17 protein-coding genes are annotated in these 22,358 nt (G+C 67.5%); 1 reads left to right on the forward strand and 16 read right to left on the reverse strand.

Annotated elements, in window-relative coordinates:
- Nucleotides 1-117: 117 nt before the first annotated feature.
- Genes trpA through trpB form a run of 3 tightly spaced genes read right to left on the reverse strand, consistent with a single transcriptional unit; the run spans nt 118 to nt 2,820 of the window.
- Nucleotides 118-927 carry a tryptophan synthase subunit alpha gene (trpA, locus tag BW38_RS17645; RefSeq protein ID WP_032975003.1) on the reverse strand — a complete coding sequence of 270 codons (810 nt, stop codon included), beginning with the start codon at nt 925-927 and terminating at the stop codon, nt 118-120.
- 1 nt (nt 928) lies between these two features.
- Nucleotides 929-1,606 carry a hypothetical protein gene (locus BW38_RS17640; protein ID WP_032975004.1) on the reverse strand — a complete coding sequence of 226 codons (678 nt, stop codon included), beginning with the start codon at nt 1,604-1,606 and terminating at the stop codon, nt 929-931.
- Nucleotides 1,603-2,820: a tryptophan synthase subunit beta gene (gene trpB / locus BW38_RS17635; protein WP_032975005.1), complete on the reverse strand. Its 1,218-nt coding sequence runs from the start codon at nt 2,818-2,820 to the stop codon at nt 1,603-1,605. Before trpB ends, BW38_RS17640 begins: the two co-directional genes overlap by 4 nt.
- A gap of 96 nt (nt 2,821-2,916) precedes the next feature.
- Between trpB and BW38_RS17630 the strand changes: the two genes are divergently transcribed.
- Entirely contained in the window at nt 2,917-3,804 is an 888-nt protein-coding gene (locus BW38_RS17630; protein WP_032975006.1) for a LysR family transcriptional regulator, read from the forward strand.
- 185 nt (nt 3,805-3,989) lie between these two features.
- Here the strand turns inward: BW38_RS17630 and BW38_RS17625 are convergent, their stop codons facing one another.
- The 13 genes from BW38_RS17625 to prmB all read right to left on the reverse strand — a co-directional run bounded on the left by BW38_RS17625 (nt 3,990) and on the right by prmB (nt 22,275).
- The gene (locus tag BW38_RS17625; RefSeq protein ID WP_032975007.1) at nt 3,990-5,099 is read right to left on the reverse strand and encodes a toxic anion resistance protein; all 1,110 of its coding nucleotides are present in this window, start codon (nt 5,097-5,099) and stop codon (nt 3,990-3,992) included.
- Nucleotides 5,100-5,142: 43 nt separating this feature from the next.
- Complete coding sequence (locus tag BW38_RS17620) at nt 5,143-5,841, reverse strand: hypothetical protein (protein ID WP_152543267.1); 699 nt, start codon at nt 5,839-5,841, stop codon at nt 5,143-5,145.
- A 5-nt stretch (nt 5,842-5,846) separates the two neighbouring features.
- Nucleotides 5,847-11,225, reverse strand: coding sequence for a DNA repair ATPase (locus BW38_RS17615; RefSeq protein WP_032975009.1), 5,379 nt, complete (start codon nt 11,223-11,225; stop codon nt 5,847-5,849).
- Between the two features lie 82 nt (nt 11,226-11,307).
- The gene (locus tag BW38_RS17610) at nt 11,308-13,326 is read right to left on the reverse strand and encodes a hypothetical protein (RefSeq protein ID WP_032975010.1); all 2,019 of its coding nucleotides are present in this window, start codon (nt 13,324-13,326) and stop codon (nt 11,308-11,310) included.
- Nucleotides 13,323-13,997, reverse strand: coding sequence for a DUF1449 family protein (locus BW38_RS17605; RefSeq protein WP_032975011.1), 675 nt, complete (start codon nt 13,995-13,997; stop codon nt 13,323-13,325). The genes BW38_RS17610 and BW38_RS17605 overlap by 4 nt, the downstream gene beginning before the upstream one ends.
- Before the next feature lie 169 nt (nt 13,998-14,166).
- Nucleotides 14,167-14,823, reverse strand: coding sequence for a phosphoribosylanthranilate isomerase (locus tag BW38_RS17600; RefSeq protein WP_025876155.1), 657 nt, complete (start codon nt 14,821-14,823; stop codon nt 14,167-14,169).
- Nucleotides 14,820-15,590, reverse strand: a complete 771-nt coding sequence (truA, locus tag BW38_RS17595; RefSeq protein ID WP_025876154.1) for a tRNA pseudouridine(38-40) synthase TruA — start codon at nt 15,588-15,590, stop codon at nt 14,820-14,822. The genes BW38_RS17600 and truA overlap by 4 nt, the downstream gene beginning before the upstream one ends.
- Nucleotides 15,591-15,622: 32 nt before the next feature.
- Nucleotides 15,623-15,982, reverse strand: coding sequence for a VOC family protein (locus tag BW38_RS17590; RefSeq protein ID WP_025876153.1), 360 nt, complete (start codon nt 15,980-15,982; stop codon nt 15,623-15,625).
- 23 nt (nt 15,983-16,005) lie between these two features.
- Nucleotides 16,006-17,991, reverse strand: a complete 1,986-nt coding sequence (locus tag BW38_RS17585; RefSeq protein ID WP_032975012.1) for a FimV/HubP family polar landmark protein — start codon at nt 17,989-17,991, stop codon at nt 16,006-16,008.
- Nucleotides 17,992-18,096: 105 nt separating this feature from the next.
- Nucleotides 18,097-19,125, reverse strand: a complete 1,029-nt coding sequence (locus tag BW38_RS17580) for an aspartate-semialdehyde dehydrogenase (RefSeq protein ID WP_032975013.1) — start codon at nt 19,123-19,125, stop codon at nt 18,097-18,099.
- Between the two features lie 90 nt (nt 19,126-19,215).
- Nucleotides 19,216-20,253, reverse strand: coding sequence for a D-glycerate dehydrogenase (locus BW38_RS17575; protein WP_032975014.1), 1,038 nt, complete (start codon nt 20,251-20,253; stop codon nt 19,216-19,218).
- Entirely contained in the window at nt 20,246-21,349 is a 1,104-nt protein-coding gene (aroC, locus tag BW38_RS17570; protein ID WP_032975015.1) for a chorismate synthase, read from the reverse strand. The genes BW38_RS17575 and aroC overlap by 8 nt, the downstream gene beginning before the upstream one ends.
- Nucleotides 21,346-22,275, reverse strand: coding sequence for a 50S ribosomal protein L3 N(5)-glutamine methyltransferase (prmB, locus tag BW38_RS17565; protein ID WP_025876143.1), 930 nt, complete (start codon nt 22,273-22,275; stop codon nt 21,346-21,348). Before prmB ends, aroC begins: the two co-directional genes overlap by 4 nt.
- Nucleotides 22,276-22,358 lie beyond the last annotated feature (83 nt).

Consider the following 22,358-nt stretch of genomic DNA (forward strand, 5'->3'; position numbering starts at 1 on the left):
CTTGGGCCCGCTGGAAAAAACCATGCTGGGACGTACGTTTAGGTGCTGGGTAGCGCCGGGCCATGCCCGGCGGATATTCTTGCGCGCCCCACCGCCGGGCATGGCCCGGCGCTACCATTACTGATCCAATGCCTGCCGCAGCGGAGCCAGGAACGCTGCGGCGCGCTGCGCCGCATCCTCGGTGGAGGTCGCTTCGGCCAGCACCGCCACCAGTGCGCTGCCGACCACCACGCCGTCGGCCTGGCGCGCCATGGCCGCCGCACTGGCTGCGTCCTTGATGCCGAAGCCGGCCACCACCGGCACGCTGGCCCTGGCCCGCAGCGCCTGCAGGCGTGCGCTGGCCGCGTCGCTGTCCAGTCGTTCCGAGGCGCCGGTGACCCCGGCAAAGCTGACGTAGTACAGATAGCCACGGGCCAGCGCCAGCAGCTTGTCAGCGCGTGCCTCGCTGGTGGTCGGCGATGCCAGCAGAACCAGCGCAAGGCCTGCAGCGTCGAAGGCCTGCTGGGCTTCGCTGGCCTCTTCCGGCGGCAGGTCGACCAGCAGCACGCCGTCCACGCCAGCCGCCACCGCCGCTTCGGCGAACGCCACGTAACCGTGGATCTCCACCGGGTTGAGATAGCCCATCAGCACCACCGGCGTCTGCGTGTCCTGTTGCCGGAACTGCGCCACCGCCTGCAGCACGTAACGGTTGCCGGCACCGCGGGCCAGCGCGCGCTCGGAACTGCGCTGGATGGTCGGGCCGTCGGCCATCGGATCGGAGAACGGCACGCCCAGTTCGATCACATCGGCACCGGCCTGGACCAGCGCGTGCATGACCGGCACCGTGGCTTCCAGCGAGGGATCACCGGCGGTGATGAAGGGGATCAGGGCCTTGCGCTGCTGCTGGCGCAGGCGCTGGAAACAGTCATCGAGTCGGGAAACAGGCATCTCAGGCACATCCTTCAATCAGTTCAATCGCTTCGCTGGTCCCCCAGTACATCAGGATGACCTTCCCTTCAAACACTTCCAGGCGGATGCCCAGGTCGGAACCCGGATCCTGCCAGGTCAGGTACTCGCCCTGATCGCCGTCGTAGGCATGCGGGCTGGCGACCGGCGCGCCGGGGAACTGCGCCACCGCTTGCGCCCGCGTCATGCCGATGCGCAGTCCGAACGGACCCGGCTGGTCGACCGGCGCCTTGGCGTCCTCGCCCGGACCAAGATCGAAACGGACCACGCGGTCTTCGTCGGTCATCATCGACACGCCGGGCGGCAGCCCCTTGCCGTCGTAGTACTCGCAGCTGCCGCCGATGGCTTCGACCGCGCCCATTGCCTTCCACGGCCCGAAGGCCTTCAGGTCGCTCATGTGCTGGCCGATCAGCACCTCGCCGGCATGATCCAGCGCCACCGACGCCACGGCGGGCGCGTCATCGCTGGAGACTGCGGCCGAGGCCGGTGGATCATCGATGGGCGTGCTCGCTATCGGGTCGACGTCATCGTTGGCCGCCATCGGCTGCGCCGGTTGCGCAGCGGCCTTGGCCGCCGGCGCCAGCACCGGCGGTTCCGGCGGTTGGCACGCGGCCAGGCCCAGCACCAGCAGCACGCCCGTACTGCGCATCAGTGCGCTCACAGCACCAGCCCTTCGCGCGCCGCGATGGTATGCACGTCCTTGTCGCCACGTCCTGACAGGTTGCACAGCACGATCTGGTCGCGCGGACGCCCGCGCGCGAGCTTCATCGCCTGCGCAAGCGCGTGGCTGGACTCCAGCGCCGGCAGGATGCCTTCGGTGTGGGCCAGCAGATGGAAGGCCTGCAGCGCCTCTTCGTCGGTGATGCCGACGTAGCGCGCACGGCCGCTGTCGGCCAGGAACGCATGCTCGGGGCCTACACCCGGGTAATCCAGGCCGGCCGACACCGAATGGGTCTCGATGATCTGGCCATCGTCGTCGCACAGCACATAGGTGCGGTTGCCGTGCAGCACGCCCGGGCGGCCGGCGGCGATGGAAGCTGCGTGGCGGCCGGTGTGGATGCCATCACCGGCCGCTTCAGCGCCGACGATCTCGACCTGGCGGTCGTTGAGGAAGGCATGGAACAGGCCGATCGCATTGCTGCCGCCGCCGACGCAGGCGGTGATCGCATCAGGCAGGCGACCGTACTCGGCCAGCATCTGCTCGCGTGCCTCGCGGCCGACGATGGCGTTGAAGTCGCGCACCATGCGCGGGTACGGGTCTGGACCCGCTACCGTGCCGATGATGTAGAAGGTGTCCTGCACGTTGGTGACCCAGTCGCGCATCGCTTCGTTGAGGGCGTCCTTCAGGGTGGCCGAGCCGGAGGTCACCGGCACCACCGTCGCCCCGAGCAGTTTCATGCGGTAGACGTTGATCTTCTGCCGCTCGATGTCGGTGGCGCCCATGTACACCACGCACTCCAGGCCCAGCCGCGCCGCGACGGTGGCACTGGCCACGCCATGCTGGCCGGCGCCGGTCTCGGCGATGATGCGCTTCTTGCCCATCCGCGCCGCCAGCAGCGCCTGGCCGATGGTGTTGTTGATCTTGTGCGCGCCGGTGTGGTTCAGGTCCTCGCGCTTGAGCAGGATCTGCGCGCCACCGACGTGGTCACTCAATCGTTCAGCATGGTAGATCGGGCTCGGCCGGCCCACGTAATGGGCCAGGTCGCGGTCATAGGCCAGCTGGAACGCCGGATCCTGGCGGGCCTGGTCATAGGCCTGGGCCAGTTCCTGCAGCGGGCCGACCAGGGTTTCGGCGACGAAGCTGCCACCGTAACGGCCGAAGTGGCCCTGGGCGTCAGGGAAGGCATGGAAATCGGCGATGGGAGAGTCAGGCATGGAGACGACCGGTCGTTCAGACAGGTGGATACTCTAGCGCACGGATTGTGTCCGGAAAATGGATATTATCTGGCCTATCCCGTCAGGAAATCTCACATGAGTACGTCACTGCTGCCGCCCTTGAATGCCCTGCGGGCGTTCGAGGCCACCGCGCGTCTGGGCGGCGTTGGCCGCGCGGCCCAGGCGCTGCATGTGACCCATGGCGCGATCAGCCGGCAACTGAAGCTGCTGGAAGACCATCTGGGCCTGGCCCTGTTCCAGCGCGCCGGCCGCGGACTGCGCCTGACCGCCGCTGGCACCCGCCTTCAACAGGCCTGCAGCGAGGCGTTCGGCGGCATTGAAGACTGCGTGCGCGAACTGCGGCGGCCAAGCGCGGAGCCGGCCCTGGTGCTGGGCTGCAGCGGCAGCGTGCTGGCGCGCTGGATGATTCCGCGGCTGCCGGCACTGCAGGCTGCCCTGCCCGGCGTGCGCCTGCAGTGGTCGGCCCTGGATGGCAGTTTCACCGAGGCGCAGGCCACGCTGGATGCGGTGCTGCTGCTGGCACAGGGACCATGGCCGCGCGGCTGGCAGGTGCGCGAGCTGGCACCGGAACGGGTGGGTGTGGTGGTGGCGCCCTCGCACCCGGCGGCGCAGCGGTTGCGCCATGTCCCCCCGTCGGCCTTGCTGCGGGAAACGCTGCTGCACACCAGTTCGCGCCCGCAGGCGTGGCCTGCATGGGCGCAGTCGCACGGGCTGGACACGGCCCAGCTGCAGCTCGGCACCGGCTTCGAACACCTGTACTACCTGCTGGAAGCAGCGGTAGCGGGGCTGGGCCCGGCGATCGCGCCGGAGCCACTGGTGGCCGAGGATCTGGCAGCCGGGCGGCTGGTGGCACCGTGGGGATTTGCCGCGACCGGCGGGTTCTGGGTGCTGGCGCGGCCGGACGGCCCTGTCGATGCGCGCGTGGACGCGTTGGCCGATTGGGCGGTAGGGCAGTTGCGTTGAACCGGGTTCTGCCGGCCTGCCGCTGCGGGGAATGGCCGCAGATGTGGCTCCTGTAGATCCGGACCCGTGCCCGGCTGCGTTGAGCTGCAGAACACGCCTTGCTTCGCCCGGAAGCCGAGCGTGGGCTCGGCTCTACACAAGGCCAACCGGCAGCGATCGAGCAAGCTCGACGCTGCGAAGCATGATTACGACGCCGTCGGCGCCGCCAGGCGCTGCTGCAGGTCCTCGCGCAGGCGCGACAGCTCGACTTCGGCCTGCTGCCGCTGCTGCATGCCCTCGCGATGGATGCTGCGCACTTCCTCGACGGTAGCGATCAGCTGATCGTGAACGTGGCGCAGCGTGGCCACGTCGATCACGCCGCGCTGGTTGCTGCGTGCGGTGTCCACCGACGCCTGGCGCATCAGGTCGGCATTGCGTCGCATCAACTCATTGGTCGCATCGTCGATGGCATTGGCTAGTTCGGCGGCGTTCTTCTGTTCGCCCAGCGACAACTGGATCGCGAACTGACGCTTCCACGAGGGGATGGTGATGTCGCGGACGGTGTTGAACTTCTCGATCAGCTGCAGCGCATTGGCCTGGATCAGGCGGATCATCGGCAGCGACTGGTCAGCCGCGTGCTGCATCAGCTGCAGGTCGGAGACGCGCTTCTCGATCAGGCGGATCGCATTGTCGATCTCGCTCTGGCGGATGCGTTGCTGCGGGTCATCGCTGCCCTGCCCCAGCAACTGCTCGGACTGCAGCTGGGCCAGGCGCTGCTTGCCGGCGGCGGCATACAGGCCCAGCGCATGACGCTCCTCGCGGACGATGTCATGCATGCGGTCGAAATCGCTTACCCGCTTGCCCATCAGCGCCTGTTGCGCACCCACGTCGCCGAGCAGCTGTTCGATCTGCGAATTGGTATCGCTGAACTTCTGCACCAGCTCGCCCTTGGAAGAACGCAGGCGATCGATGAGGCCACCGATCAACGGCACCTTCGAGCGCTGGGAAAAACCATCCAGCTTGAGCTCGCGCGCGATGCGCACCACTTCGCCGAGCTTCTCGCCATTAGCGTCGAGGTCACGGTTGCGCACCTGGTCCAGTAGCTGGCTGGAGAAGGCCGTTGTGCGTGCGGCGGCTTCGCGGCCGAACACCTGCAGGTTGCCCGGACGCAGGTCTTCCAGCTCGCGGCCGATTTCGGCGATGCGCGGCAGGTCGTCGCGGACCAGGCCGAGGGCCTTCAACGTGCTGTCATCAAGTTCAGGGGCGGGCGTGGTGGCGGGCACGAGCGTGCCGGAGTTCTGGCTGTCCTGGGTCATCGGGCAGTGTCCTTGCGGTGGATAAGCGGCAGCGGCGGCCGGCTCAGGGCAGTCTAGCCTGAGCAGCGGCTACTTCGTCGTCGATCTGGGCCTGCAGCGTGGCTGCCTGCTCGGCCCGTGCAGCCTGCGCCAGTGCCTGGCGCGCCAATGCGGCCTGGCGCCAGGCCGGCAGCAGGACATCGTGGATGCGGACGAAGCGCTGCAGCAGGGCTTCGTCCTGCTCCTGCAGCAGCCGCCACTGCCCGCTTTCGATGCGTCGCAGCGTGGCAAGCCGCTGCAGATGGTCCACGCGTGGGGCCAGCGCGACCTGCGCAGCTCCCTGCAGTGTCGCCAGCTGCGCGGCGCCGAACGTGGCCCAGGCCTCCAACGCGGCGGCAGCCGCATCGTTGTCATTGATGGCCCGGGCACGCTGCTGCACACGCTGCGCGAGACCCTGCGCCTGCTCGCGCGCCTGCAGCGCCAGCACGCCCAGCTGCGCCTGCAGCCCCTGCGCCTGTGCCTGGCGTTCAACGTCACGGCCGAGCAGGCGCCCCCACCAGCTCTCCTGCCGGCGCAGGCGCGCCGGATCGCTGGCCTGCAACGCCAATGCGATCCGCGCCAGCGCAGCCACCAGTCCCTCGCCTTCCGCGCCGGCCTGCAACGGTGCAGGCTCGGCCAATACTTGCAGCAAGTGGCTGCCATACGCTGCCAGCGTGGCCACATCGGCGCGCGCCGGAAGCGTGGGTTCGGGCAGGGAGCGCACGCAGATCACGGCAGTGGCGGCGGCCGTGGGCCGTCATCAGCCACCGTTTCCGGCGGTAATGATTCACCGTAGAAGTGGCGCATCAACGCTTCGTCCAGCGCACGTTCTTCCGGAGTCGCTGCACGACGCACCCGCGGGCGGCGACGCGTGTCGGTCGTGGCCACATCGGCAGTTACCTGCTGCCGGGCCCACCCGGCAAACGCCGCCAACGTCTGCGACAACTGCACCTGCTGTTCCTGCGAGGCGACCAGCAGCTGCAGCAGCGGTGCCAGACCAGCCTGCAGGTCTTCGGCCAATGGCGTGGCTGCGGCCTGCGGTACGGCGGCAGCCGGCGCGCTGGCCGGACGTGCATCGGCCAGGCGCTGCAGCGCTGCCAGCAGGGCCGGCCATGGCGCAGGCTCCGGTACGACGGCCACCTCTGCCGGCGGCGGCGGCGGTGGCAGCTGCAACGCACTGGCGATGTCGGCCAGCTGCGCGACCACGCGGCCACCGACATCACTGTCGCCGGCGCCCATTGCCTTGTTGCGCAGGAAATCACGCTTGATCTGCGCCCAGCGATGCGCGCGTTCTTCATCGAGCACGCCACGCAGCTCGGCCAGCTTCAGCAGATTCTCTTCGGCACCGGTGGTCAGCAGCTGCGCTTCGCCCAGGTAGTGGTCGGAGATCAGCTGCTGCAGCTCGTCGTCATTCATCACCGGCGAAATCTTCTCCGCCAGCTTGTTCATGTTGCGGTAGCTGCCCTGCAGGCGGAAGGGCGGCTCGGTGCGATAGCGGTCATCCTGGGCAGCGCTGGCGATGTACTGCTGGTTGACCTTGTAGACCACATCGCGGACCTGCAGCATGCGCTGCAGGGTGGCGGTGATCTCGTTGATCTCGGCGCCGCTGTAGGCGTGGCTCAGGCCGTTGGTGGACACATCCTTGTCCATCGCGCGGTCGACCAGCAGGTACAGGTCGGCCATCTCGCGCGTGGCCAGCGGCGCCAATACCGGGTTGGAAGTCAGGCTGTTCTCGATGTAGCTGAGCGTGAAGGCTGCTTCCATGCCACCGAGCACATCGCCCAGGTTGTAGATGTCGGCACGGTTGGCCAGCATGTCCGGAATCTTGAACACTTCGCCGGATTCGGTGTACGGGTTGCCGGCCATGACCACGCAGAACTTCTTGCCACGCATGTCGTAGGTGCGCGTACGGCCGCGCCATACGCCCTCGATGCGGCGCGTGCCATCGCACAGCGAGATGAACTTCTGCAGGAACTCGGGGTGCGTGTGCTGGATGTCATCGACATACAGCATGGTGTTGTTGCCCATCTCCAGCGCCAGGTTGAGCTTTTCCAGCTCCTGCCGCGAGGTGGCGTCCGGTGCCTGCTGCGGATCCAGCGACCGCACTTCGTGGCCCAGCGCCGGGCCGTTGATCTTCATGAAGACCAGGCCGAGGCGATGCGCCACGTACTCCATCAACGTGGTTTTGCCGTAGCCGGGCGGCGAGATCATCATCAGCAGGCCCATCAGGTCGCTGCGCTTGTTCTCGCCAACGGTACCCATCTGCTTGGCCAGGTTGTCACCGATCACGCCGAGATATACGTCGTTGATCAGCTTGTTGCGCACGAAGGAAGACAACGGCCGGGCCTTGAACTCCGACAGCCGCAGGGTTTCGCGTTCGCGACCGATGATGCCCTGGCGCACCGCCTGATAGGCATGGAAGGCCGGTACGAACGCCTGCAGGTGATGCTGCAGGCGTGCCAGGAAATCGTCCAGCGACACGGTCAGGCTGCCGTTGTGGATGCGGGCGTGTTCACCCAGCAGGCCGCTGACCTCCGCCTGCAGCGGTGCATCGCTGGCACGGGTGCGCAGCTGTCGCTGCACCAGCAGCAATGCCGCCGCTTCTTCGACATAGCCGGCATGCGCCGACTGTGCCGGCAGCCCGGCGAGCGCCCGCAGCCATTGTCCGGCCAATGCCCAACGCATGGCCAGCGGATCCTGCGAGCGCTGCAGCGCACGTTCAAGCGCATCACGCTGGCCAGCCTGCTCCAGTTGCTGCGACAGCGCGTCAAGCAATGCCTGCGCGTGCCGGCTGGTGCTGAACACCGGCTCGCCGGCCACCAGTTCTTCGCCCAGGTATGCCGCTGCTGCATCGGCGGCGGCGGCGTCAAACGGCAGTGCATGCGCGAGTGCATGGTCATGCAGCGCCTTGGCCATTTCCGCACGCAGGGCCTGGCGCCCCTCATCGGAACCGAACAGGCGCGCGATGGCCTCGGCACCAGCCTGCCGGCCGGGCCACTGCGCCACGGCTTCATCGCGTTGCCGCGCGGCCCAGAACAGCAGTGCCAACGCACGCACATGGGGCGAATGCCGCAGCGGTCCGGCGGCCTGCTGCAGCGGCAACAGCGCGCGCAGGATCAGGGCGGCGTCATGGTCATGGATACCGCGCTCGTAGCCCTCGCGGTAACGGGGCGCGGCAAAGGCGCGGACCCGCTGGCCCAGCGCTTCCGGTTCGGCTGCATCGTGCTGCAGCTGGCCCAGGTCCAGGCCATCGCGGCCCTCCTCCGCAGCCAGCAACAGGCACCCGGCCAGGTATTCGCCACGGTAGATCGCTGCCGATTCCGAATCCAGGGTCACCGGCCAGAACGGCTTGAGCGCATCAAGCTCGGGATCGTGCAGGGTCTCCAGGAAATCGGTGCCGGTGAGGTGGATGGCAAGGGTTTCACCCCGTGGCAGCAGGGTCAGGTCCAGCGCCTGGGTGTTCACGCTGAATCGATGGCGCGGGCCAAGGCGGACCACGTTGCCGCCGGCCTCGTACAGGTCGCTGCGGTCGCGCAGCTGGCGCACGGCCTGGTCGCGCACGCCCTTCAGGCGCGCCTCGACATCGTCTGCCTTGACGTTGTCGCGCAGCGCACGCAGGCGCTCGGCCAGTTCACGCAGCTTGAGGATCAGCGGATCGCCGGCGAAGAAAGCGTTGAGCTCGTCGGCCGTGCCGAACCGCTCGGTACGCTTTCCGAGGCCATCAAGGATGCGGTTGGCGGCATCGAGCACCGAGCGCGCCTTGCGCTGGCGATCATCCAGCAGGGCCTGCTTGTGCGTATCGAAGGCTTCGACCAGCTCTTCGCGCTTGCTCAGGATGTCGCCGAGGAACTGCTCGTGCTCGCCGAACTGGCTTTCCAGTTCTTCCAGCTGCACCAGCAGGCGCGACAACTGTTCGTCGGCCCGCTCAGGGTCGCTGGCCATCGCCAGCGCGCTGGTGATCGACTGCGAGAACAGGGCGAACTGGGCGGCGAACTGGGCCACGGCTTCGGCCGAACCCAGCGACTTGCGGCGCTGTTCGGCGCGTGCGCGTGCCTGGTTCAGGCGCCCGTACAGCAGCGAGATGGATTCGACCACGCGGGTGCGCGCGGTCGCATCGTCGACCTTCAGTCCGGCCATCAGCTCGGACAGCATGTCCAGATCGCCGGCCATGCCGCGCAGGCCGTCCAGCTGCTCATCCAGCTGGCGTGCACTGGCGGCCTGCTGTGCGGCGTCGTCCAGCGCCTGCATGCGGGCGGTCAAGGGGGCCAGTGCTGCATCGCCGGCAAGGAAGGTACCGGTGGCGGCGCCGACACGGTCGTGCGCCTGCACAAGTTCGGCGGCCATCGCCTCGATGCGCGCGGTATCGATGTAGCGCAGTTCGCGGATGGTCAGCAGTCGACCGCGCAGTGCGGTGATCGCGTTGAGCGCTTCGACGAAGGCCTGCACCTCGTTCCAGTTTTCCGGCTGCAGCCGGCCCAGCAGCGCCTTGTGCGTGGCCTCGGCCTCGGCCATTGCCTGGGCCGACTGCTGGCGGATCGACTGCACCTTTTCGTATTCGTCCAGCACCGATTCGCCGGTGGCGCTGATCTGCCGCAGCAGGGCCTCGGCGCCATCGCAGGCCTCGTCACCCAGCCAATGATGCGCATCGAAAAGCCGCCGGGTGTCGGCTACCAGGCGCTGGTAGCGCTGCACCGATACATCCTGGCCGTCGATCTCGCGCGCCAGGTTGAACAGGTTGGAGATGCCGCGAACCAGCTCGGCGTTGCCGATGCGCCCCATGAAGGTATTGCCGGGCGGACGGCTTGCGGCGAACTCATCGCTGCTGAAGGGCGTCTGCCAGACCTGCATCGGATGGATGCGGGTCGGCTCGGTGCCTTCGGCATGGAACAGCACCATGCGCCCGTCCTGCATGAAGGCATAGCCGTGGCCGAACACGGGGTTCTGCAGCACGCGCTGGATGGTGTTGTAGACGAACAGCGCCGAACGACCGCCTTCGCGCTCGTAGAAGATGTACAGCACGTCCTCGCCGTTGGGCGAACGGATGCTGCGCTTGAACTGCATGCCATCCATCGAGGCGTCGAACGCCTTGTGCTCGCCACCCTGCAGGTAATAGCCGCCGGGGAAGATGATGCCGTGGTCTTCGGGCAGCTGCACGCAGGCCTGGACGATGGCATCGTTGCGCACGATGTCGCCGGTAAGCGTGTTGTAGATCAGTCCGCGCCATTCGGTTTCGCGGTAGGGCAGCACTTTCAGCAGCACCAGCGAGCCGACCCGGGCGAACTCGAACTGGGCATCGTCCAGCGACTGCGTGCTGTCCTCCACCGGTTCGCTGTAGATGCCCTGCCCGGTTTCGGTGTTGTTTTCCACCTTGATGGTGAGATCGCCACCGGTGGTTTCCACGAACAGGGTATCGAGGATGTTCAGATGCGAATGGCGGCCGTTGACGGCAAGGTCGCGCGTGGCGCGGGTCCATTCGAAATCGAAGGGTGGCGGCAAGGCGATGTCACGCTCGCCGCGCGCATCGAGATAGGTCAGTTCACCTTCGCGTGACAACGCCCAGCGGAACACGCGCACGTCGCTGCTGCGCTCGCCGATCTGGAACGAGGCAAGCAGCTTGTCGCCCACCACGATCAGCTGCAGCAGGCGCGCATGCTTGTAGTACGCGTACAGCTCGTTGAAGTCATGCACGAAGCCGGGCTGGTCGAGGAAACTGCCCTTCAGTTCAAGGGCAGCGACGTCGTAGCCATCAGCGCCCTGTACCAGCCGGTACAGACCGAACACATCTTCGATGCGGGTCTGGGTCTTGAGCCCGATGAACACGTTGTAGCCGAACAGCAGGCGATCCGGGCCGACCTGGACGATGTCGCGGCCGACACAGTTGTTCTCGCTGCGGATACGGAAACGGCCGACCACCTCCAGGCGGCTGTCGCCGAACTCGGCCAGGCGCTGGCGGTTCAGCTGCTCGGCAACGGCCTGCAGGCGCTGGCCCTGTTCGCCGAGACGGCGCCGCAGGACTTCATAGGCGCCGCCCTGGGCTACGGCCTGGTCGACGGTATCGCCGGCAGCCTCTGGTGCGGCGGACTCGGTGGACGGTTTGGTTTCGGACATCAGCAGGGTTCCGGCTCACGGACGGCCGGCCGTCGATGCGGCCGGCACGGGTGGGCGATGGCGATGGCCATCGCCGGGTGGATCAGCGCGCGCTGTCGACCACAACGGTCGCCGCGACGGGCACGGTCTCCGCGTCCTCGGCGATCTTCCGCGGTGCATTGTCGGCCACGTTGACGCCCAGGTAGCGCTGCATCAGGTCCTGCACGATCGGACTCTTGCCGGCGAAGCCTTCGATCGACTTGCCCAGCGAAACCGCCTTGATCAGGTTCTCGAACATGCCGCCGTCGCCGCCAACCAGGTCGATGTCGGCGTTGCGCAGCGCGCTGGCGATGACGCCGGCGTTCTCGCGCGAGACTTCCTTGCCGGCTTCGATCGAGGCCAGCGCCTGCTTCAGGCTGTTGTCCAGCATCATGCGGAATTCTTCATGGCCGCGCGCCTGGTCGCTCAGCGAGGCGATGGCCTCGAACTTGCGGACCAGGCCCTCGGCCTCGGCCAACAGCTTCTTCTGCACCACGCCGGCTTCGGCGTTGCCCAGCGATTCGGTGGCGGTGGCGCGGGCCAGGCCCATCTTCTCCTCGCCCTGTGCCTGTGCCTGCAGCGTCTCGGCCAGCACGCGCGCCTCGTTGCTGCCCTGCTTCAGGTTCGCTTCGGCCTTGGCTTCGATCACGCGCGCCTCGGCGATGCCGACCTTTTCGATGGCCAGCGCCGACGCTTCGCGTACCTGCGCTTCGGCCAGGCCGGGTGCGGCCTGCTCGGCGCGGAAGGCGTCGGCCAGCAGGCGCTTGGCCTCGGCCTGCTTGCCGGCGGCTTCGTGCTCGGCCTGCGCCAGCGTGGTCAGTTCCACCGCGCGATGCTTGGAGGCGGTTTCGCGGGCCTGTGCTTCCTTCACTTCGCGCACCAGCGATTCCTGCGCTTTCGCCTCGGCTTCCAGGATCAACACCTGCTTCTGGCGGTCGGCCTCGGAGACTTCGCGCACTTCCTTGATGCGCTCTTCTTCCTGCGCCACGGTCTTGTCGATGGAGATGCGTTCGCGGGTGATGTTGGCCACGTCCATCTTGCCCTGCTCGACCACCTTGTCGCGCTCCACGCCCTGCAGCTGCACTTCGCGGTCGGTGGTGACCTGCTCCAGCTGGCGTGCGCGCTCGACGCGCTCGGCTTCGATGGCCACGGCGCGCTGGCGGTTCTGCTCGGCCACTTCAACTTCGCGCATGCGGTTCTGCTCGCGGATGTCGATCACCTGCTGTGCTTCGATGCGGGCGTTCTCGGACAACTGGCGCTGCTCTTCCTGCACCTTGGCGGTCTCGGCTTCCTCGCGCGCACGGATGGTTTCGATCTCGCGCTTCTGCCGTGCCTCGGCCTCGGCCTGCTGCCGTTCAAGGGCCAACAGTGCTTCGCGGGCTTCGACGTTCTTCTTGGTGATGGCCAGCTTCTCGTTCTGCTCCAGCTCGTTGGTCACCACGTTCTGCGCAGCGGTCAGTTCGGTGATCTTGCGGATGCCCTGCGCGTCGAGGATGTTGAACTGGTCCAGCAGCGACTTCGGGGTCTGCTCCAGGTAGTCGATGGCCACGTCTTCCAGCACATACCCATTGAGGTCGTTGCCGATCACCGCGATGATCTCGTCGCGGAATTCCTGGCGCTTCTCGAACAGCTCGGTGAAATCGAACTTCTTGCCGACCGTCTTCAGTGCTTCGGAGAACTTGGCGTTGAACAGCTCATCGACGGCATGCTTGTCCGACGCGCGGTCGGCGCCGATCGCCTTGGCCACGCGCAGTACGTCGGCCTGGGTCTCGTTGACGCGCAGGTAGAACGCCACGGCGATGTCGGCGCGCATGTTGTCGCGGCAGATCAGGCCTTCCTTGCCGCGGCGGTCGATCTGCAGGGTGATCAGGCTGATCCGCATCAGCTCGGCGCGGTACAGCACGGGAATGATCAGCGCACCGGTGAAATGCACTTTCGGGGTGGAACTCATGTCGTTGACGATCAGGGCCACGCCCTGGTCGACCTTGCGGTAGAACGCCTTGAACAGGCCCGCCACGCCGAGCAGGAGGGCGAGGACGCCGCCCACGATGATCAGGAAGGGGAGCACGGATGCCAACGTCATTGATGTTTCTCCTTGTTGCCCGGAAGCAGGTTGTCCTGGAAGTCGAGGGCGACCGCGTCGGCGCGGACCACCCGGTAATGGTGTTGTGCAGCCACGTGCTCGACCAGCACGATGCGCTCGCCGCGCTGCAGTTCGATGTCGCTGCGGATCTGCAGGACCAGGCCGGCACCGCCGTCATCGACGGTGGCATGGCCACTGCGTGCGTCGACCTTCGGCGAAGCGACCACGCCGACCCGGCCCAGCAGCGAGGCCTGCGGCACCGGGCGCAGGCGCAGCAGGAAGCGGCGGATGGGACGCAGCAGCAGCGCGGTGACCGGCACCGCCGGCAGGGGTGCGAGCACCGCCACGACGGTGCCCAATGACCAGCGCAGCAGGTCGGGCAACGGCAGCAGCAGGTACAGATGGATGAAGTAGGTGAGGGTCCAGGCGAACAGGCTCAGCAGCGTCACCACCACCATGAGCGGCACGCCGCCCAGGCCCCAGCGCGCCAGCAGCGCTGACAGGCCACTGAGATGGGCATCGCCTTCAAGGGCGCCATCGGCACCGGCCTCGCCGAAACCGTCATCGACCAGGCCAAAGGCGGCAATCCCCCAATACAGAACCGCCACCGCCAGCGCGACGCTGTACGGGAGGGTCGGATAACCGAGTACGACGGTTAGGAATTCCTGCATCGCTTGCCTTCCTGGGCGGGGGCGCCAGGCGCCCGTTCGGAGCACGCCACCAGCGGCTCCGTCGATCCTCGTGCCGGCCCTCATGGCCAGCACGCTTGGGGATCATCCTATGTGAAGAGGGTGTGCAGGCTCAAATGTGAAGACCGGACACCTCGGAAGTGACCGTGTCTCAATCCAGCACGGCGCAATCGGAGCGCCGGACTTCTTCCACGAACGTGCGCATCTTGTAGCCGTCCTTGATGCCCGGCTCCAGTTCGATGCCACTGGAGACATCCACGCCCCACGGCAGGGTCGCCAGCACGGCGTCATGCACGTTCTCCGGCGTCAGGCCTCCGGCCAGCAGGAACGGCCGGTGCAGGCCGGTGGGGATACGCGACCAGTCGAAGGCCACGCCGGTACCGCCGCCGCCGCCCGGCGCATGGCTGTCGAACAGGAAGCCGGCGGCGCTGGGGTAGCGCAGCTGCAGGGTGCGCGCATTGATCTCCTCGCGCCCGCCCATGGCGATCGCCTTCAGGTAAGGCATGTTGAAGCTGCGGCAGAAGCTCTCGTCTTCCTCGCCATGGAACTGCAGCAGGGTCGGCCGCACGGTACGCAGCACCTCGCGCACTTCTTCCCTGCTGTTGTTGCGGAACAACGCCACCACGTCGACCATCGGTGCGATGGCCTGGCGCATCGCGCGCGCTTCGGCCGGCGCGACCCGGCGGCTGCTCTCGCGGGCGAAGATGAAGCCCACCGCATCCACGCCCAGCTCGCCGGCCAGGCGCACGTCGCCGGCACGGGTCATGCCACAGAACTTGATGCGGGTACGGTAGTAGGAGCGGCTCATAGCGTTACCTCGGCGGGCAGATGCCAGTTGTCGGGGTACAGCGGCCCCAGGAACACCAGTCCCTGCGGAGGAGCGGTGGGACCGGCCACGGTGCGGTCGCGCCCGGCCAGCAGTTCGGCGATCCACTCCACCGGCTGCTCGCCACTGCCGACCAGTATCAACGAACCGACGATATTGCGGACCATGTGATGAAGGAATGCATTGCCGCGCACCGCCACCTCGATGACGTCGTCGTGGCGGCTGACCTGCAGCGACTGCAGCTCTCGCCGGGCATGCAGGGCCTGGCACTGGACCGAGCGGAAGGCGCTGAAATCGTTCTCGCCCAGCAGGGCCTGTCCGGCCAGGTGCATGCGCTCGGCATCGAGCGGGCGCCGCTCCCAGCTCAGGGTCTGCCGGCCCAGCGCCGGGCGCACTTCGCGATTGAGCAGGCGGTAGCGATAACGTCGTGCGCGGGCGGAGAAACGGGCATGGAAATCGTCGGCCACCGGCACGCACCAGCGCACGGCGATCGAACGCGGCAGGCGGGTGGTGGTGCCGAGCATCCACGCGCGCGGATCACGTACTACGTCGGTGTCGAAGTGCACGACCTGGCACTGGCCGTGCACGCCGGCATCGGTGCGGCCGGCGCAGACCACCTGCAGCGGGGTATCGGCCACCGATGACAGGGCCTGTTCCAGGCTGGCCTGGACGCTGGGTCCGCCCTCGCCCAGGTTCTGCCAGCCCCTGAAATCGCTGCCGTCGTACTCGACGCCGAGCGCGTAACGCATGTGCTACCTCGATATTGCGGGTGGGGCGGCGCTCAGGCCGGGTCGCGCTCGGACCAGACCGCCAGTTCGTTGCCACCGGGCTCGACGAACTGGAAACGGCTGCCGCCAGGGAAAGAGAACACGGTCCGCACGATCTGACCACCGGCCGCACGCACCGCCGCTTCCATCGGCGCCAGCTGGTCGGCATACAGCACCAGCAGTGGCGCGCCTTCGCTGGCACGTTGTGGTTGGCCACGGAAGAAGCCTCCCTGCAGGCGGCCATCATCGAAAGCGGTGTAGTCGCTGCCGTAATCGACAAACGACCAGCCGAACACGACCTCGAAGAACGCGCGGCTCGCAGCCGGGTCGCTCGAGGCGAATTCAACATAGTCGAGACGGCGTTCGCGGGTCATCGCAGGTCCTTGTCGAAAGGGTGTCAGGGCAGACGCGCCAGCAGTTCGCGGGCCTGCGCCTGGCAATGCAGGTCACCCCCTTCGGCAACCTCCTGCAGCAGGGTGCGCGCGGTCTGCGCGTCGCCCAGGTCCAGATAGGCGATGGCCAGTTCCAGCCGCTCCTGGCCGATACGCGGTGCCCAGTCATGGCCATTGTCTGCAGCAGACCCGACGGCGTCCTCGGCGGCAGCACGGTCGTCGTGCAGGTCGACCGGTGCAGCCGTCTCATGCTCATGCGGTTCGGCCGGCAGATCGAACACACCGCGGAACTGCGGCTCCTGTTCGGCCTGCAGCGCGTATTCGGGCACGGCCACCTCGGCTGGCTCGATGGGCGCCACCGCAGCCGCGCCGGCAGGATCGTCCCAACGCGGCAGATCGTTCACCGCAGCAGGCAGTTCAACCCGTTCGTCTTCATCAAGCTCACCCGCCCGCCACTCGGCCGGCGAGGCATCCTCATGGATGTCCGCAGCCGGCACGTCATGGTCGGCAGTGGCAGCCCAGGCCGGCATCGCCGGTTCCTGGCGACCGCCATCGGCAGCGAAGTTCACCCCGGCGTCCTGTTCGGTCAGGGTATCCAGCGCGGCACCTGCCGGCAGCGCTGCTGCCAGGCCGGCGGCATCGTGTTCATCGCGCAGCGGCGGCAGCGGCGAGGGCTTGCGACGACGCAGCAGCCAGGCGCCCAGGGCAACCAGCACGAGCAGCGGCAGGCCCAGCCAGTACCAGGGCGTGCCAGCGCCGGGCGCACCGGGCGCCTGGGCCAAACGCTGCTGCGCGGCGGCCAGGTCGTTGTCCTTCATCGCGATCAGGGACTGCTGCTGCTCCTTGAGCTTCTCCAGCTCCGCCACGCGCTGCTTCAGATCGCCGATTTCGGCATCGCGGGTGGCGATGTCCTCCTTGGCCTGGCGCAGTTGTTCGTTGCCCAGCATGTCACCCTCGCTGCCGGCACTGGTGCCGGTGGTTGTGCCCGCGTGCGCGGCGTCGGATGCCAGCGCCGGAGCGATTTCAAGTCGTGCCCCGGTGGCCGCAGCCGGGGAAGAAGCAGCGCCATCGGCCTTGGCCACCGGCATCGCGGCGCCAGCCGGCTGTGGCACGGTGCGTGCCTGCCGCCACTGCGCGGCATGTTCGCGGACCAGCGCGGTGGCCTCGGCCGCATCCACCGCGGCCAGTGCGGTATCGCCCGGCATGCGCAGCACCGCGCCCTGCTTGAGCAGGTTGACGTTGCCACGGATGAAGGCTTCGGGGTTGGCACGCAACAGCGCGATCATCGCCCGGTCGCGACTGATCTGATTGCCACGGGCCAGCGAGCCGGCGATCTGCGAAAGCGTCTGTCCGCGCTGCACGGTCACACTGCCGTCTGCAGCGAGCGCTGGTGCAGGTGCAGGTGCAGGTGCAGGTGACGCAGCCCGTGGACGCGGTGCAGCAGGTGCGGCAGCCGGCGTGACCGGTGCCGGCTCGGGTGCGGTTGCAGCGGCGGCAGGCGCATCACGGACGATGGTGTCCGACAGCACGCCGGCCGGCGCGACGATTTCCGGTTCGGCCACGGCCAGTGCACTGGCCGGTGCATCGACCAGCGCCGAGTACTCACGCACCAGCCGGCCCTGGCCCCAGTCGGCCTCGACCAGGAAGCTCAACGAGGGTGTTTCCACTGGCGTCTGCGAGGTCACCCGCACCACCGCCCTGCCCTGCGCATTGCGGGTCAGCTCGAACTGCAGTTCGCTGACCAGACCCGCCGGGCGCTGCAGGCCAACGCGCTCGAAGGTGACCGGCGAAGCGAGCGCGACGCGCAGGTTCTCAAGTTCGGACGGATCGGCCGAGATCACCGGGATCTCGGCCAGCAACGGCTGTCCCGGCTTGGACAGGACCCGGATGTCGCCCAGGCCCAGGGCCATGGCCGAACTGCTGACCAGGGCCAGCAGCGCGGCGGAAAGACAGGTGAGCGGACGCCGTGCGCCCTTGGCTCGTTTATTCATGGGCGACACTATAAAGCGTGCGGACCACGGTCCGCACCCACCGGGGAGGCGGACTGCGCTAGTGCCGGCCAGCGGCCGGCACTACCGGTCAGGCAACAGCGGGGATCAGCGCTTCTCGGCGGCGACCAGCTCGGCCAGCTGCACCGCGTTGAGGGCTGCGCCCTTGCGCACGTTGTCCGACACGATCCACAGGTTCAGGCCGCGCGGATGCGACAGGTCCTCGCGGATGCGGCCGACGTACACCGCGTCGGTGCCCGAGGCATGGGTGACCGGCGTCGGGTAGCCACCGGCCTCGTGACGATCCACCACCTCGATGCCCGGCGACTGTTCCAGCAGCGCGCGCGCTTCGGCGACGGTCACCTTGTCACGGGTTTCGATCGCCACCGATTCGGAGTGGCCGTAGAACACCGGCACGCGCACCGCGGTCGGGTTCACGAGGATGCTGTCGTCGCCCAGGATCTTGCGCGTCTCCCAGACCAGCTTCATCTCTTCCTTGGTGAAGCCGTTGTCCAGGAAGTCGTCGATGTGCGGGATCAGGTTGAAGGCGATCTGCACCGGGAAACGCTGCGGATCGATTTCCTGGAAGCTCAGCAGCTGGCCGGTCTGCTTGCCCAGTTCTTCCAGTGCCGAACGGCCACCACCGGATACCGACTGGTAGGTGGACACGTTGATGCGCTCGATGCCGTACTTGCGGTGCAGCGGTGCCAGCGCGACCAGCATCTGCATGGTCGAGCAGTTCGGGTTGGCGATGATGCCGCGCGGACGGTTGGCGACCTGGTCCGGATTGACCTCCGACACCACCAGCGGCACGTCATCGTCGTAACGGAAGGCCGAGGAGTTGTCGATCACCACCGCGCCAGCGGCAGCGAACTTCGGGGCGTATTCCTTGGACACGCTGCCACCGGCCGAGAACAGGGCGATTTCCACGCCACTCGGGTCGAAAGTGGCCAGGTCCTGGATCCTGACCTTGTTGCCGTTGTATTCGACTTCGCCGCCGGCCGAGCGCTCGGAAGCGAGCAGGCTCAGGGTGCCGACCGGGAAATCGCGCTCGGCCAGGATGGCCAGCATGGTCTCGCCGACCGCGCCGGTGGCGCCGACGATGGCGACGTGGAAGCTGCGTTGTGCATTGCTCATGGGGGAACTCTCACGAAAACGGGAAGGGGGAAAACTCACGCACGACAGCTGGGTTCGGGGAGCCTCCTCGGATGGATGCGCGGAGGTTCCCTATCGTTTCCCGCTTTTTTTGTCCGAGGTCGCGCGCGCGGCAAGGGCCGCGTCGGCGTTGATCGCGCTCGGCATGCGCGACGGGCTGCCATCCAGGCCAAGCCCGGCCAGCAGATTGTCCACGGCCATCTGCACCATGGCCGTACGCGTGGCCAGCGATGCGCTGCCGATATGCGGGGTCAGCACGATGTTGCGCAGGGCCAGCAGTTCCGGCCGCACGTTCGGTTCGCCTTCGTAGACATCCAGGCCGGCCGCCGCCAGGCGACCGTTGGCCAGTGCATCGGCCAACGCCAGTTCGTCGACGATGCCGCCGCGGGCGATGTTCACCAGGGTGGCAGACGGCTTCATCCTGGCCAGCGCGGCGGCGTCGATGATGTGGTGCGAGGCGGCGGTGTATGGCAACACGGTCAACAGATGGTCGGACTGCGCCAGCAGCGTGTCCAGATCCACGTAGGTCGCTCCGAGCGCGGCTTCGGTATCGGCCGGCAGCCGCGAACGGTTGTGGTAGAGCACCTTCATGCCGAAGCCGTGCGCGCCGCGACGGGCGATGCCCTGGCCGATGCGGCCCATGCCGAGGATGCCCAGCGTGCTGCCATGGATGTCGGCCCCCAGCATGGTCTGGAACGACCACTGCCCCCACTGGCCCTCGCGCAGCCAGCGCTCGGATTCGGTGATCCGGCGCGCGGTGGCCATCAACAGCGCAAAGCCGAGATCGGCGGTGGTCTCGGTGAGAACGTCCGGGGTGTTGCTGGCGAGAATGCCGGCGGCGCTGAGCGCGTCGACATCCAGATTGTTGTAGCCGACGCCGACATTGGCGATCAACTTCAACTGCGCGGCATCGGCGACCTGGGTCGCACCGATGCGTTCGTTGAGGGTGATGATCGCCCCGTCAACGTCCGCCAGCTGCGCGGCGATCTGCTGTGGCGACCAGGCGGTGACGGTATCGGTGGTGCGCAGCTGCACGCGATCGCGCAACGGCGCGATGGCCGCGTCGATCAGCGGCTGGCTCACCCATACCGTCGGCCGCGTATCAGCCATCAAGCTGGCCGGGAATGCGCGGAGTGATGGTGCCGACATCGCCGCACTGCGCGCGGTGGCGCAGCGCCTGGTCCATCAGCACCAGGGCCATCATCGCCTCGGCGATGGGCGTGGCGCGGATGCCGACGCAGGGATCATGGCGGCCGGTGGTGACCACCTCCACCACATTGCCGGCCGTATCCAGCGATTCACCGGGCAGGCGCAGGCTGGAAGTCGGCTTGAGCACCATCGAGGCGACCACCGGCTGGCCGGTGGAAATGCCACCGAGAATGCCGCCGGCATGATTGCTGGCAAAACCCTGCGGAGTCAGCAGGTCACGGTGTTCGGTGCCCTTCTGCATGGCGCTGGCGAAACCGTCGCCGATCTCCACGCCCTTCACCGCGTTGATGCTCATCAGTGCGGCCGCGAGCTCGCCATCAAGCTTGCCGTAGATCGGCTCGCCCCAGCCCGGCGGTACATTGTCGGCGATCACGTCCACGCAGGCACCGACCGAATCGCCGGACTTGCGCAGCGCATCCATGTACGCCTCCAGCTCGGGCACCTGTGCGGCGTGCGGCCAGAAGAACGGATTCTCCTCGACTACCGACCAGTCGAAACCGGCCGGAGTGATCCCGCCCAGCTGCGACAGGTAGCCGCGCACGGTGATGCCGAAACGCTCGGCCAGCCATTTCTTGGCGACCACGCCAGCAGCCACGCGCATGGTGGTCTCGCGCGCCGAGGAGCGGCCACCGCCGCGCGGGTCGCGGATGCCGTACTTGTGCCAGTAGCTGTAGTCGGCATGCCCCGGACGGAACTGCTGGCCGATGTTGCTGTAGTCCTTGCTGCGCTGGTCGGTGTTGCGGATCAGCAGCGCGATCGGAGTGCCGGTGGTCAGGCCCTCGTACACCCCGGACAGGATCTCGACCTCGTCGGTCTCGCGCCGCGCCGACGTATGCCGGCTCTTGCCGGTGGCGCGACGCTGCAGGTCATGGTTGAATTCGGCCGCGTCCAGCGCCAGCCCCGGCGGGCAGCCATCGATCACGCAGCCGATGGCCGGCCCGTGCGATTCGCCGAACGTGGTGACGGTGAACAGCTTGCCGAACGAATTGGAGCTCACGGGCGCTGCGCCGCCAGTTCGGTGATGCGCGCGCTGTGGGCGATCAGCTCGCGGCACTCGACCGCGAAGATGCCCATCTGGCCGACCTTGAATTCGACCCAGGCGAAATCCACTTCCGGCAGCAGCTTGATCAGGTGCTGTTCGGATTCGCCCACTTCACAGATCAGCAGGCCGTCCTCGCTCAGGTGCAGCGGCGCGTCGCGCAGGATCTTCAGCACCAGGTCCAGGCCGTCGTCGCCGGCACGCAGGCCCATCTCCGGCTCGTAGGAGTATTCCTGCGGCAGGGCGTCGGTCTCGTCGTTGGTGACGTACGGCGGGTTGGTGACGATCAGGTCGTAGTGGCGACCGGTCAGGCCGTTGAACAGGTCCGACTTCAGCAGGGTCACGTTGTGCGCCTGCAGGCGTTCCTTGTTCTCTTCGGCCAGTGACAGCGCCTCATCGCTGAGGTCCACGCCGTCCACTTCCCAGTTCGGGTAGTAGTGGCCCATGGCGATGGCGATGCAGCCCGAACCGGTGCACAGGTCCAGCGCGCGGTTGACATCGCGGCCGGCCAGCCACGGCTCGAAGCCGCACTCGATCAGTTCGGCGATCGGCGAACGCGGCACCAGGGCGCGCGTGTCGCTCTTGAAGCTGAGGCCGGCGAACCAGGCTTCACCGGTCAGGTAGGCAGCCGGGATGCGCTCGTCGATGCGGCGCTGGAACAGCTCCAGCACCGCCAGCTTCTCTTCGCGCAGCAGGCGCGCCTGGCCGTAGGCCGGGCCGAGGTCGTGCGGCAGGTGCAGGCCGTGCAGCACCAGCTGGGTGGCCTCGTCCAGGGCATTGTCGTAGCTGTGCCCGAAGGTCAGGCCCGCAGCATTGAAACGGCTGGTGCCGTAGCGGATCAGATCGATGATCGTATGGAGTTCGGCGGCCGTTTCAGCGGTCATGGCGGTACTGCGGGCAAAGTGGCCCCCGATTATAGGGGTTGCCGCCTGCGCCGGCATCCGTTGCGGCAGAAACGATCCAGCCG

This window comes from Stenotrophomonas sp. RIT309 (assembly GCF_000632045.1).
Lineage (GTDB): Bacteria > Pseudomonadota > Gammaproteobacteria > Xanthomonadales > Xanthomonadaceae > Stenotrophomonas > Stenotrophomonas indicatrix.

Coding starts and splice junctions, on each gene's coding strand:
- BW38_RS17610 (WP_032975010.1), bottom strand. CDS start 13,326: ATGACGTTGGCATCCGTGCTCCCCTTCCTGATCATCGTGGGCGGCGTC.
- trpB (WP_032975005.1), bottom strand. CDS start 2,820: ATGCCTGACTCTCCCATCGCCGATTTCCATGCCTTCCCTGACGCCCAG.
- BW38_RS17625 (WP_032975007.1), bottom strand. CDS start 5,099: ATGACCCAGGACAGCCAGAACTCCGGCACGCTCGTGCCCGCCACCACG.
- BW38_RS17590 (WP_025876153.1), bottom strand. CDS start 15,982: ATGACCCGCGAACGCCGTCTCGACTATGTTGAATTCGCCTCGAGCGAC.
- BW38_RS17575 (WP_032975014.1), bottom strand. CDS start 20,253: ATGGCTGATACGCGGCCGACGGTATGGGTGAGCCAGCCGCTGATCGAC.
- trpA (WP_032975003.1), bottom strand. CDS start 927: ATGCCTGTTTCCCGACTCGATGACTGTTTCCAGCGCCTGCGCCAGCAG.
- BW38_RS17615 (WP_032975009.1), bottom strand. CDS start 11,225: ATGTCCGAAACCAAACCGTCCACCGAGTCCGCCGCACCAGAGGCTGCC.
- prmB (WP_025876143.1), bottom strand. CDS start 22,275: ATGACCGCTGAAACGGCCGCCGAACTCCATACGATCATCGATCTGATC.
- BW38_RS17630 (WP_032975006.1), top strand. CDS start 2,917: ATGAGTACGTCACTGCTGCCGCCCTTGAATGCCCTGCGGGCGTTCGAG.
- truA (WP_025876154.1), bottom strand. CDS start 15,590: ATGCGTTACGCGCTCGGCGTCGAGTACGACGGCAGCGATTTCAGGGGC.
- BW38_RS17585 (WP_032975012.1), bottom strand. CDS start 17,991: ATGAATAAACGAGCCAAGGGCGCACGGCGTCCGCTCACCTGTCTTTCC.
- BW38_RS17605 (WP_032975011.1), bottom strand. CDS start 13,997: ATGCAGGAATTCCTAACCGTCGTACTCGGTTATCCGACCCTCCCGTAC.
- BW38_RS17600 (WP_025876155.1), bottom strand. CDS start 14,823: ATGAGCCGCTCCTACTACCGTACCCGCATCAAGTTCTGTGGCATGACC.
- BW38_RS17580 (WP_032975013.1), bottom strand. CDS start 19,125: ATGAGCAATGCACAACGCAGCTTCCACGTCGCCATCGTCGGCGCCACC.